8 protein-coding genes and 1 pseudogene are annotated in these 12,092 nt (G+C 67.8%); 7 read left to right on the forward strand and 2 right to left on the reverse strand.

Annotation, left to right across the window (positions count from 1 at the left end):
- The first annotated feature begins 176 nt into the window (after window positions 1-176).
- The 5 genes from Q0741_RS12630 to Q0741_RS12650 all read left to right on the forward strand — a co-directional run bounded on the left by Q0741_RS12630 (window position 177) and on the right by Q0741_RS12650 (window position 6,982).
- A complete protein-coding gene (locus Q0741_RS12630) occupies window positions 177-2,387 on the forward strand; it encodes a hybrid sensor histidine kinase/response regulator (RefSeq protein WP_298233560.1) in 2,211 nt (736 codons plus the stop codon).
- A gap of 260 nt (window positions 2,388-2,647) precedes the next feature.
- Window positions 2,648-3,814: an acyl-CoA dehydrogenase family protein gene (locus Q0741_RS12635; RefSeq protein WP_298233561.1), complete on the forward strand. Its 1,167-nt coding sequence runs from the start codon at window positions 2,648-2,650 to the stop codon at window positions 3,812-3,814.
- A gap of 22 nt (window positions 3,815-3,836) precedes the next feature.
- The gene (locus Q0741_RS12640; protein WP_298233562.1) at window positions 3,837-4,712 is read left to right on the forward strand and encodes a 3-hydroxyacyl-CoA dehydrogenase family protein; all 876 of its coding nucleotides are present in this window, start codon (window positions 3,837-3,839) and stop codon (window positions 4,710-4,712) included.
- A gap of 5 nt (window positions 4,713-4,717) precedes the next feature.
- Window positions 4,718-5,368 (forward strand): 3-hydroxyacyl-CoA dehydrogenase family protein, encoded by a 651-nt coding sequence (locus tag Q0741_RS12645; protein WP_298233563.1) that lies wholly within the window; start codon window positions 4,718-4,720, stop codon window positions 5,366-5,368.
- Window positions 5,369-5,455: 87 nt separating this feature from the next.
- The gene (locus Q0741_RS12650) at window positions 5,456-6,982 is read left to right on the forward strand and encodes a 3-hydroxyacyl-CoA dehydrogenase (RefSeq protein WP_298233568.1); all 1,527 of its coding nucleotides are present in this window, start codon (window positions 5,456-5,458) and stop codon (window positions 6,980-6,982) included.
- A gap of 173 nt (window positions 6,983-7,155) precedes the next feature.
- Here Q0741_RS12650 and Q0741_RS12655 read toward each other — a convergent pair whose 3' ends face one another.
- Window positions 7,156-8,016: a tripartite tricarboxylate transporter substrate binding protein gene (locus tag Q0741_RS12655; RefSeq protein ID WP_298233564.1), complete on the reverse strand. Its 861-nt coding sequence runs from the start codon at window positions 8,014-8,016 to the stop codon at window positions 7,156-7,158.
- Window positions 8,017-8,304: 288 nt separating this feature from the next.
- Window positions 8,305-9,291: a tripartite tricarboxylate transporter substrate binding protein gene (locus tag Q0741_RS12660; protein ID WP_298233565.1), complete on the reverse strand. Its 987-nt coding sequence runs from the start codon at window positions 9,289-9,291 to the stop codon at window positions 8,305-8,307.
- Window positions 9,292-9,881: 590 nt separating this feature from the next.
- On the opposite strand from Q0741_RS12660, the gene Q0741_RS12665 reads away from it, so the two are divergent.
- The gene (locus Q0741_RS12665) at window positions 9,882-11,567 is read left to right on the forward strand and encodes an electron transfer flavoprotein-ubiquinone oxidoreductase (RefSeq protein ID WP_298233566.1); all 1,686 of its coding nucleotides are present in this window, start codon (window positions 9,882-9,884) and stop codon (window positions 11,565-11,567) included.
- Between the two features lie 74 nt (window positions 11,568-11,641).
- Window positions 11,642-12,092: pseudogene (locus Q0741_RS12670) on the forward strand (NAD(P)(+) transhydrogenase (Re/Si-specific) subunit alpha); the annotation flags it as partial.

Below are 12,092 nucleotides of genomic sequence, written 5' to 3' on the forward strand. Positions count from 1 at the left end.
GCCGATCGCGGCGCATCGGGATTCCTGTGAGCGGAATTCCCGCAGCCTGCCCGGTGGGCATGACGGTTCCCGAGGCTGGTGCCGATACGAGCCACCGGGTCGCGCGTTTGGGTCGAACGTATCATGCCTGCAGGCAGCCGCCGGCTGCCGCCTGACGACCTCTCGCCGTACCTGCGATGCGCACCGCCCATCAAGACCACGGTGCCGCAGCGCCACCCCCTCCTCCCCCGCGTGACGGCTGGGTGCTGCTGGGCGGCGCCATCGTCATCCTGCTGCTCACGGCGGCGGCCACGCTGATGCTGTCGCATGGACGGCAGGAAACGCTGGAGACCTGGCGGCGGTACATGGAGAACTTCTCCACCACTGCGGCCGAGCATGCGTCGCAGACCTTCCGCACGGTGGACTTCGTGCTCGGCCGCATCGTGGACCGCCTGGAGGCCTCGCATCCGGGCGGCGGGCAGGCGCTGTCGCAGACCCTGGACGCGGCGGCCATGCACAGGCTCCTGCGCGAGCGCGTGACGGAGGTGCCCGTGGTCAACGGCATCGCGATCCTGGACATGGACGGACGCGCCTTGAGCAGCAGCCGAGCCCACCCGCCAGCGGACGTGAACCTGGCCGATCGGGAGTACTTCCGGGCGCACCTGGCCGATCCGGCGCTGGAGCTGTACGTGTCCGCGCCGGCGCGGAACCGGACCACCGGCCACTGGGCCTTCACCCTGTCCCGCAAGGTGCGCTCGCCCTCCGGCCGGATGATCGGCCTGGTGGTCGGCACGATCGAGCTGAGCTACTTCGAGGAGTTCTACCGCTCGATCAGCCTCGGCGACCGTGACACCGTGATCCTGCTGGTACGCCGCGACGGGCCACTGCTGATGCGCTACCCCATGCGGACCGAGGTGCTGGGCCGCTCCTATCGGGACGCGCCGGCGTTTCGCGCGCTTGCGCAAGCACTGGCGCAGGGCCAGCGGGGCGTTGCCGTGCGGACGTCGGAACCGCGCATCACGAACCCGTCCGATGGCGAACCCCGCATGGAAACCGCCTACACCGTCGTCGGTTTCCCGCTGGCGGTGGGCATCGCCACGAGCGAGCGCTTCGTGCTGCGCAACTGGCGCGCGATGGCGGTCTTCGTCGCCACGGGCGTCCTGGTGACGGACGTGCTGATCGCAGCGCTGACCCTGTGGATCCACCGCCTGCTGCGCCGTCGCCGTGCGGCGCTGCTGCAACTCGAAGAGGCTCGCCGCGCCGCGGAGAGTGCCAGTGTCGTGAAGTCGCAGTTCCTGGCCAACATGAGCCACGAGATCCGCACGCCGCTCAATGCCATCATCGGGCTGACCGAGCTGCTGCGCCGCGACCGGCCCACGCCCACGCAGGTGCAGCGGCTGGACCAGATCGACCTGGCCGGCCGGCACCTGCTGTCCACCATCAACGACATCCTGGACATCTCCAAGATCGAGGCCGGCCAGCTGCAGCTGGAACAGACCGACTTCCATCTTTCGACGATCCTGGACGAGGTCCGGTCGATCATCGGCGAGCAGGCGCGCGGCAAGGGCCTGGCCGTGACCGTGGAGGCCGAGGCGGTGCCCGAGTGGCTGCGCGGCGACCCGACCCGGCTGCGCCAGGCACTGCTCAACTATGCGAGCAACGCCGTCAAGTTCACGCGGCAAGGCTTCGTCGCCATCCGCGCCCGGCTGCTCGATGAGACCGCGGGCCAGTTGCTCGTGCGTTTCGAAGTGCAGGACAGCGGCATCGGCATACCGGCGGACAAGCTGCCCAGCCTCTTCAGGCAGTTCAGCCAGGCCGATGCCTCGACGACGCGCGAATACGGCGGCACGGGACTGGGGCTGGCCATCACGCAGCACCTGGCCTGGATGATGGGCGGCGAAGCCGGCGCCGACAGCGTGCCAGGGGCGGGCTCGACGTTCTGGTTCACGGCCCGCCTGGGCCACGGGCAAGGCCCGATGCCGGTGGTGCCCTCGCCGGCAGCACCGGGCGCCGCGGCGATCCTGCAGGCCCGGCATGCGGGCGAGTGCGTGCTGCTGGTGGAGGACAACCTCGTCAACCGCGAGGTGGCCGTGGCCTTGCTGCGCGCCGTCGGGCTGGCGGTGGATACGGCCGTCAACGGACAAGAGGCCGTCGAGAAGGCCAGGGCGAAGCGCTATGCCCTGGTCCTGATGGACATGCAGATGCCCGTCATGGACGGCATGGCGGCCACGCGCGTGATACGCACCCTGCCGGGCTGGGAGGCCATCCCCATCCTGGCCCTGACCGCCAATGCCTTCAGCGAGGACCGGGACGTCTGCATCGAAGCCGGCATGAACGACTTCATCGCCAAGCCGGTCGAGGCCGCCACGCTGTATGGCGCCATCCTGCAATGGCTGCAGGCGCCGTGAACGCCCGGCGCAGCGCTGAAACGCCAGGTGCCCGTCGAGCTCATGGCCGACGTGCCATGACCTGAACCTCGCATCGGGCGGGCAAGCCGCCCGGGTATGAGGCCGGTAAGCTCAGCTTACCTTGCGGCCAATTATTGTGAATGGACGAGACGCTGCGCCGCGCCGACACTTTGGGCATCCACAGTCCCGGCCCGGATCACTTTCGAGCCGGACCGATTCCGCCGCGGCGCAAGGCCGTGCCGCCCAAGGACGCAGCCGACATGAACATTCTTCAGCGCCTGGACACGCGCATTTCCCTCAACGACGAAGAGCGCATGCTGCTCGACAGCGTGCGCGCGCTGTGCCGCCAGCAGATCGCGCCGCGCGCCGAGCACTTCGACCGCAACGCCGAGTTCCCCTGGGAGAACGTCAGGGCCATCAACGAGCTTGGGCTCAACGCCATGTTCGTGCCCGAAGCCTACGGCGGCGCGCCGATGTCGTACACGGCTTACCTGGCCTGCGTGCGCGAGATCAGCCAGGCGTGCGCCGCCACCGGGATCATCTGGGCCACCAACTACCACGGCATGAAGCCGCTGATCGATTGGGGCACCGAGGAGCAGAAGCGCCGGCTGCTGCCGCGCATCGCCGAAGGCGGCCTGGGCGCGCTGGCGATCACCGAGCCCGGCGCGGGCTCCGACGCCACGGGCATGCGCGCCACCTTCCGCGAGGAGGGCGACCAGATCGTCATCAACGGCGGCAAGACCTTCATCACCAACGGCGACGTGGCCGACCTGTACCTGCTGTTCGGCAAGTGGGAAGGCATCGCCGACGCCAAGCAAAGCATCTCGGTGCTGGTGCTGGAAAAGGGCACGCCGGGACTGTCGGTGGTGCGGCTGGAGGACAAGATGGGCACGCGCGCGTCCAGCACCGCCACGCTCGCGTTCGACAACTGCCGCGTGCCGCGCGCCAACCTGATCGGCGAGCCCGGAGACGGTCTCAGGATCCTGTTCGCGTCGCTGAACAAGTCGCGCCCCAGCGTCGCGGCGCACGCGCTGGGCATCGCGCGCGGGGCCTTCGAGGACGCGGTGGCCTACATCAACGAGCGCAAGCAGTCCGGCCGCAAGATCCTGGAGTTCCAGGGCATCCAGTTCATGGTGGCCGACCTGGCCGCGGAGCTGGCGCTGGTGGAAAACTGGCTATGGCAGGTGGGTGGCTGGGTCGATGCGGGCGCGACTGATTTCGGCATCGAGGCGTCACTGCTGAAGATGCGCGCCACAGACCTCGCCATGCGCGCCGCCACCGATGCCGTGCAGCTGCTGGGCGGCTACGGCTATTGCAAGGACTACCGCGTGGAGCGCCTGATGCGCGACGCCAAGATCACGCAGATCTGGGAAGGCACCAACCAGGTCCACCGCCAGCTCATCGGCCGCAGCTTCCTGCAGCGCTGACACGATTCTTCAAGGAGAAGCAATGAGTGACATCAAGACCATCGGCATTGCCGGTGCCGGCACCATGGGGGCCGGCATCGCCATCGTCTGCGCGCGGGCGGGTTTCCGCACGCGCGTGTTCGACCTGAATGCCAGCTCGATCGAGCGCGCCCGCAACCAGACCGAGGCGTTCCTGAAGAAGAGCGTCGAGCGCGGCAAGCTGAGTGCCGAGAAGCTGCCCGAGATCATGGGGCAGTGGCACGGCACGTCCAGTCTCGAAGACCTGGCGGATTGCGACCTCGTCATCGAGGCGGTGTTCGAGAGCCTGCCGGTCAAGCACGACCTCTTCGGAAAGCTGGACAAGATCTGCGCGCCGCACGCGATCTTCGCCAGCAACACCTCCACCATCAGCATCACCGAGATCGCCGGCGGCTCGGGCCGCCCCGACCGTTTCGTCGGCATGCACTTCTGCCTGCCGGCACAGCTGATGAAGCTGGTGGAGATGTCGCCCGGGCTCAACACCAGCGAAGAGACCTTCGCACGCGCCTGGGCGCTGTGCGAGGCGCTGGGGCAGAAGCCGGTGCGCACGCAGGACACGCCGGGCTTCGTGCTCAACTACTTTCTCATTCCGTTCAACAACGACGCCATCCGGCTGGTGGAGCAGGGCGTGGCCGAGCCGGCCGACATCGACCTGGCCATCAAGACCGCCATGGGCTACGCCATGGGCCCGATGGAGCTGCTCGACCTGGTCGGCATGGACACCCAGAAGCTGCTGTGCGAGGCCATGCACGGCATCACCAACGAGCCGCGCGCGGCCTGCCCGCCGCTGGTCAAGCGCATGATCGCCGCCGGCTGGCTGGGCAAGAAGAGCGGTCGCGGTTTCCACCGCTACGCCGACAGCAAGATGTTTGGAGCCTGACGAGAATGAGCACCTATCGAATCGTTGCGCGCGGCAACAGCCGCTCCTTCCCCGCCCCGCATCCGTTCATCGAGCAGGCCGGCGCCCAGGGTGCCTCGGCCGTGTTCATCGGCGATGAGGCCGGGGCCGCCTTCGCCGCCGCCGGCGATCTGGGCGCCTGTCCCTTCGTCGCGGTCGAGCTGGGCCATGAATGCCTGGGCGTGCACACCGGCGAGGCGCGCGGCAAGGAAGGCTCCAACGTGGTCGGCTTCGCGCGCTTTCGCCTCGGCAAGGCCGACCCGAGCCCGCTGGTGGAACTGGTGCGCCAGCCCAACACCAGCGACTCGGCGATCGCCGCCGCCAAGGCCGCCTTCGAGGCGGCGGGGCTGAAGGTCGCCGTGTGCGGCGACTTCCCCGGCCGCATCGTGGACCGGCTCATCCGTCCTTATCTGAACGCCGCCCTGCGGCGCCTGGACGAGAAGCTTGCCAGCGCCGACGACCTCGACAAGACGCTGTGCCTGGGCCTGGGCTACCCGGAAGGCCCCATCTCGCTGCTGGAGCGCACCGGCCTGGCCGAGCACCACGACGTCACGCTGGCGCTGTATCGCGCGCTGGGCCAGGAGGCCTACGCGCCGGCACGCCGTGCCCAGGTCGCCAAGGCCCGCGAAGGCCGCTGACAGCAGAGCAGCCCGCGGCCCTGCCGCATGCGCGGCGGGGCCGCTTCGTCTCGAAAACGAACATCGGAGATCAGCTTGGAATCGAAACTGCAGCGCGTCGGCATCGTCGGCGCGGGGGCCATGGGGCGCGGCATTGCCCAGGTCTGTGCCGCCGCGGGATGCGAGGCATTCCTGTTCGACAGCGCGCCGGAGGCGGGCACGCGCGCCTTGAACTTCATACGGGAAGACCTGATGCAGGCCGTGGCCAGGGGCAAGCTCGCACAGGAAGATGCAGAGGCAACGATGCAGCGCATCCGCCCCGTCCAGGAGCTGAATGCGCTGAGCACATGTGACCTCGTCGTCGAGGCCATCATCGAGCAGCTCGACGCCAAGCAGCGGCTCATGCGCGAGCTGGAGAGCATCGTGGGCCCGGAGTGCATCCTGGCCACCAACACGTCCTCGCTGAGCGTCACCGCCATCGCGGCGGCGTGCGGCGATCCCGGGCGCGTGGTCGGCTGGCATTTCTTCAACCCGGTGCCGCGCATGAAGCTGGTCGAGGTCATCCAGGCGCCGCGCACGCGCGCCGACGTGGCCGAGGCCATGCTGGCGCTGTCGCGGCGCGTGGGCCACCGGGCGATCCTGGCCTCCGATTCGCCGGGTTTCGTGGTCAACCATGCCGGGCGGGCCTTCGTGACCGAGGGCCTCAAGCTGCTGGCCGAGCGCACCGCCGAGGCGCCGGTGCTGGACGCGATCCTGCGCAGCTGTGCGGGCTTCCGCATGGGGCCGCTGCAGTTGCTGGACCTGACCGGCCTGGACGTTTCCGTGCCGGTGATGGAGTCGATCCATGCCCAGTACTACGGCGATGACCGCTACAGGCCCTCTCCTCTGGCGCGCACGCGGATGCTGGCGGGGCTGCTGGGGCGCAAGAGCGGGCAGGGCTTCTACGACTACCGTGAAGCCGGAGCTCGCGGCGCCGAGGCCGCGCCGGCATCCCCGGCGCCATCGACTGCTGCCACGGACCGCAGCTTCTGGTGGCCCACGGATGGGCCCGCGGCGCTGCCCGAGGCGCTGGCCGGCCTGCTGGCGCAGGCAGGGGTGCGTCGTTCCAGCGCCGCCGAGGTGGACGTCATCCTCCTGTCGCCGCTGGAGGCGGATCTTTCCTCCACCGCGGCGACGCTGGGGCTGGATGCCACCAAAGTGGTCGGCGTCGATCCGCTGTTTTCCGGCACGGGCGGCGTCACGCTGATGGCCTGTCCCGCCACGGGTGCGGCGGCCGTGGATGCGGCGCGTGCGGCGTTCGCCACGCAGTCGATCCCCACCTTCGTCATCTCGGACTCGCCCGGCTTCGTTGCGCCGCGCGTGGTGGCCTGCATCGTCAACCTCGCGTGCGAGATGGCCCAGCAGGGTATCGCCTCGCCGGCGGACATCGACGTGGCCGTCAAGCTCGGACTCGGCTACCCGGCGGGACCGTTCGAGTGGGGTGACCGGCTCGGTGCCCAGCGCGTGCTGCAGGTGCTGCAAGGATTGCATGCCACCTTCAACGATCCGCGTTACCGCCCCTCGCCGTGGTTGGTGCGCCGTGCGCGGCTGGGCCTGACGCTGTCCGCTCCCGATCGCGCGGATTCGGAGCGTTGATTCCGGTTCTGTTTCGAGAGTGAAGCAAACCCCGTTCGCCCTGAGCCCTTCGACAAGCTCAGGAGAACCCTATCGAAGGGTTCAGTCCGAACGGGGTACTTCAATTTCAAGAACGGAAAGCGCAGGGCCCGTGCCGCGGCATCGAGTGTGCGGCACGGGCCCTGCGCCGTTGCTTACTTCGCGGAATCGGCCTCTCGCGCCGTATCGCCCCAGCGCGCCATGTCCTGCTTGATGAGCTGCGTCAGTTCCTGCGGCGTGCTCGTCCTGGCTTGGGCATGGCGCTGCGCGAGGTAGTTCTGGAACTCCGGCCGCTCGACCGCCTTGACGACCGCGGTGCGCAGCCGCTGGGCGGTGGCGTCGCTGGTGCCCTTGGGCGCGAACACGGCGAACCAGAGGACGCTCTCGAAGCCCGGGATCTCCTCGGCGATGGCCGGCACGTCGGGCAGCGTGGCGATGCGGCGAGGCGAGGCCACCCCCAGGTAGCGCAGCTTGCCCGATTGCATCATCGAGGCGGTTTCCAGGCCGCTGACGAAGCTGCCCTGCACGTCGCCCTGCATCACTGCCGTCAGTACCGCCGAGCCACCCTGGTAGGGCACGTGCATCATGTCCAGGCCGCCGGCGTGCGAGAACTTGTAGCCGGTGAGATGGGCCAGCGAGCCGATGCCCGATGAACCATAGTTCCACTTGACGCTGGCCTTGCGCGCCTGCTGCATGAACTCGCCCAGCGTCGCGGGGCCCTTTTCCGCCGACACCATCAGCATCAGCGGCATGAAGGCCACGGTGGTGAGCGGCCGCAGATCATCGAGCGGGTCGTAAGGCGTCTTGCGCGACGCCGGGACGATGGCATTGGGTCCCTGGTTGCCGAACACGATGGTGTTGCCGTCAGGGGGCGCTTTCGCCACGAGATGGGTGCCGATGGTGCCGGCGGCGCCCGGCTTGTTCTCGATCACCACGGTCTGGTTGAGCAGCTCGCCCAGGGGCTTCTGCAGCAGCCTCGCCACGTAATCGGTGGTGCCGCCGGCGGAGTAGGGCACCACGAGACGCAGCGGCGGGCGATCGGTATCTTGCGCAACGGCACCGCATGGAATGCCAGCCAGGGCGAGAAGCGGCAACGCGCGAAACAGGTCTGGCTTCATGGGAACAGCCTCCTTGGTATGGCCCGCGCGCACCGCGGTGCGCGGCGGAGCTTGAATTCCGGTTCCAGCCTCTACCGGGCCAGTGACGGCTGGCCGGCGTGGCTGGCGAAGGGGGAGACGCCCGCGCGGCGGCGGCACGCGTGCATGAACGCCCTGCCGTCCGCCGCGTGCGTCCCGTGGCTGTCGTCAGAGCATGCCGACCTGGATGTTCGCTTCCTTGACCAGCTTCTTCATCGTCTCTTCCTCGCGGCGCAGGAAGTCGTTGAACTGCTCGGGCGTCACCTGGGCGGGGAGCTCCTGTCCCAGCTGCTCAAGTTGCTTCAGCACCTCTGGATCCTTCTTGGCCTCGGCGGCGGCGTCGGCCAGCAGCTTGAGCACCGCGGGCGGCGTCTTCGCCGGAGCCATGAGGCCCAGGAACAGGTCGTAGTTCGCGGCCTTGTAGCCCAGCTCGGCAAAGGTCGGCACGTTGGGGAGCGCGGGCGAGCGCGCTTCCGACGTGACGGCCAGGGCGCGAAGCTTGCCCGTCTTGATCAACTCGCCCACGGAGGACGTGGTTCCCATGATCAACGTGACTCTTTGCGTCGCCACGTCGGGCAGGGCCAGCGGGGTGCCCTTGTAGGGAACCAGCGTCATCTTGATGCCGGCGGCCCTGGAGAACAGTTCCACCGGCACATGGGTCACGGTCCCGATGCCCACCGACGCATAGGTGATGGCATCCGGTTCCTTCTTGGCCGCGGCGACCAGATCGCCAAGCGTCTTGAACGGCGACGCGCCGCTGACCACGAGCACCATCGGCGCACTCGCCAGGTTGGACACACCGGTCAGGTCGCTGGGACGGTAGCCGGCGTTCTTGTCCACGTACGGCATGGTCACCACGGAATTGGAGGACACGCTGAGCGTGTAGCCGTCGGCTGTCGCCCTGGCGAGATGCCGCATGGCCATCAGCGTCCCAGCGCCGGGCATGTTTTCGACCACTACCGGCTGCTTGAGAACCTTGGCGATCCGCTCGCCGTACAGGCGTGCCACCGAGTCGCTCATCGAGCCGGGAGAAGTCGGCACGACGAGCCGGATCGGTTTGCTGGGAAAGTTGCTTCCCTGGGCCAAGGCCACCGACGACAACGCCATGCCGGCGATGAGGGCGGCGGGAGCTTGAATAAAAGCGCGTCTCTTCATATGTCTCCTCAACTATCTGGCGGCCCGTTGACGGTGTGCCGGTGGCCGCAAGCGATGTGGCGGGCTGTCATTGCGCGAGCCGTGGATCCGGGAGACCACGCATTGGCAATGACACGCGAGCAGCCGTCCTCAATGCCGTTGCTCGCTCATTGGCGCAATCCCAGTCCCGTCCCGGCTTTCCCGGCACTCGGCACGGCGTGCCGAGTGCGCGGTTCCTCCATGACGGATGGGGAGCGCTGTGAAGTCTCTGTCCGGTGGACGGTGGCGTCCAGTTGGCTTTGCTGCACCTGTGCGTAAGGTGTGCTTACCGCTTTGCAGGGAAAACCCGGCACTCGAAGCACAACGGTCAACGGTTAGCAGGGCTTACCGTCGGTCAAAAAAAAGCAACTCGACTTTCCAGCGTTCGAACGGGACACTGCTTTGCATCGAGTGGAGCCGATGCCGGTGAGCCCATGCGGGTTTGCCTGTTTCATCGTGGCTTCGACACGGACGTGACGTTGCCCGTCGAGTGGGCGGCGTCGTATCGCCGGGCGCAAGAACCGTCCGGCAACCACAGGTTCGCTGGAACCTCGTGAGCAGCTGGTGTCCCCATGAATTCGCAGCAAATCCTTGAGCAGTACGGCCCGCGAGAGGCCATGGAGTTCGACGTGGTGATCGTCGGCGCCGGTCCCGCCGGGCTGGCCACCGCCATCCGGCTCAAGCAGCTCGCCGCAGAGAAGGGCACGGACATTTCCGTGGTGGTGTTGGAAAAGGGCTCCGAGCCCGGCGCGCACATCGTCTCCGGCGCGATCATGGACCCCATCGCGTTGACCGAGCTCATCCCCGACTGGAAGGAAAAGGGTGCGCCGCTCAGGCAGCCCGTCACCGAGGACGAGTTCCTGTTCCTGTCCGAGACCGGTGCGAAGGCCACGCCACACGCTCTGTTGCCCGATTGCTTCAAGAACCACGGCAACTACATCGTCAGCCTGGGGGAGGTGGTGCGCTGGATGGCGCAGCAGGCCGAGGAGATGGGTGTGGAAATCTTCCCCGGCTTCGCGGCGGCGGAAGTGCTCTACACCGAGGACGGCCGTGTGCGCGGCGTGGCCACGGGCAACATGGGCCTGGGCAAGGACGGCGAGCCCACCGAGAGTTTCCAGCTGGGCATGGAACTGCTCGGCAAGTACACCGTGTTTGCCGAAGGGGCCCGGGGACATCTCGGAAAAGAGCTCATCGAGCGCTACCGCCTGGACGCGGGCAAGGACCCTCAGAGCTATGGCATCGGCCTGAAGGAGCTGTGGGAAGTTCCGCCCGAAAAGCACAAGCCGGGCCTGGTGGTCCACACCGCGGGCTGGCCGCTGGATGCCGATACCTACGGCGGCTCGTTCCTTTACCACGCGGCGGACAACCGGATCGCCGTCGGCTTCGTGGTCGGGCTGGACTACCAGAATCCCTGGCTGTCGCCCTTCGAGGAGTTCCAGCGCTTCAAGACGCACCCGGCCATCCGCAAGCACTTGGAAGGCGGCAAGCGCCTTTCCTACGGTGCGCGCGCGATCACTGCCGGCGGCTTGCTGTCGCTGCCCAAGACCGTGTTTCCGGGCGGCGCGCTGGTGGGTTGCGACGCGGGCTACCTCAACGCCAGCCGCATCAAGGGCAGCCATGCCGCGATCAAGAGCGGGATGCTGTGCGCTGAAAGCCTTTTCGAGGCGCTGGCTGCAGGGCGCAGCGGCGACGAGCTCGCTGCCTACCCGGAAGCGTTCGAGAAGAGCTGGTTGCACGAGGAATTGCAGCGGGCCAGGAACTTCAAGCAATGGTTCAAGAAGGGCCGCGCCGCCGCCACGCTCATGACCGGTATCGAGCAGTGGTTGCTGCCGAAACTTGGTATGAAGCGACCGCCCTGGACCGTGCGGCGCAAGCGGCCTGACCACGTCAACCTGCGCCCGGCGGCGGAGTTCGCGCGCATCGACTATCCGAAGCCCGACGGCGTGCTCAGCTTCGACCGGCTCTCCTCGGTGTTCATCAGCAACACCAATCACGAGGAGAACCAGCCGGCACACCTGCGGCTCAAGGATCCCACGGTGCCCACGCGTGTCAACCAGGCCACGTTTTCCGGCCCCGAGGCCCGCTACTGCCCCGCCGGGGTGTACGAGTTCGTGCCCACGGAGGGTGCGCAGGAGCGGCTGCAGATCAACGCGCAGAACTGCCTGCATTGCAAGACCTGCGACATCAAGGACCCGACGCAGAACATCACCTGGGTCACGCCCGAGGGCGGCGGCGGGCCCTGCTACGCGGGCATGTGACCAGCCGTGCGGTGCGTGGGACGGAGCTGGGTCCAGCCGCGTCCTCGTCATACAAGGAGCCAGGGGAAGTTCAGATGCAGATCGGAGTGCCAGTTGAAACCGCACACGGCGAAACCCGCGTGGCGGTCACGCCGGAGACGGCCAGGAAACTGAAGGCGCAGGGACACCAGCTGTTCGTCCAGGCGGGTGCGGGCGCATCGGCATCGGAACCCGATGCCGCCTACGCCGCGGCGGGCGCGGAAATCGTGGATGCCAAGGACGCGTTGGGCTGCAAGCTGGTGCTCAAGGTGCGCTCGCCTTCCGCCGAAGAGCTTTCATTGATGAAGCCCGGCGCCACGCTGGTCGGGATGCTCAACCCCTTCGACCGTGAAGGGCTGGAGCGCCTGGCCGCTGCCGGCATCACCGCCTTCGCGCTGGAAGCCGCGCCGCGCACCACGCGCGCGCAGAGCATGGACGTGCTCTCCTCACAAGCCAACATCGCCGGCTACAAGGCCGTGATCATCGCGGCCGACCGCTACCAGAAAT

The organism is uncultured Azohydromonas sp. (assembly GCF_937926365.1).
Taxonomy (GTDB): domain Bacteria; phylum Pseudomonadota; class Gammaproteobacteria; order Burkholderiales; family Burkholderiaceae_C; genus Azohydromonas.

What these genes read in the sequence shown, in the direction of transcription:
- Q0741_RS12630 (WP_298233560.1), top strand. Translation starts at nt 177, where the DNA reads ATGCGCACCGCCCATCAAGACCACGGTGCCGCAGCGCCACCCCCTCCT.
- Q0741_RS12635 (WP_298233561.1), top strand. Translation starts at nt 2,648, where the DNA reads ATGAACATTCTTCAGCGCCTGGACACGCGCATTTCCCTCAACGACGAA.
- Q0741_RS12640 (WP_298233562.1), top strand. Translation starts at nt 3,837, where the DNA reads ATGAGTGACATCAAGACCATCGGCATTGCCGGTGCCGGCACCATGGGG.
- Q0741_RS12645 (WP_298233563.1), top strand. Translation starts at nt 4,718, where the DNA reads ATGAGCACCTATCGAATCGTTGCGCGCGGCAACAGCCGCTCCTTCCCC.
- Q0741_RS12660 (WP_298233565.1), bottom strand. Translation starts at nt 9,291, where the DNA reads ATGAAGAGACGCGCTTTTATTCAAGCTCCCGCCGCCCTCATCGCCGGC.
- Q0741_RS12665 (WP_298233566.1), top strand. Translation starts at nt 9,882, where the DNA reads ATGAATTCGCAGCAAATCCTTGAGCAGTACGGCCCGCGAGAGGCCATG.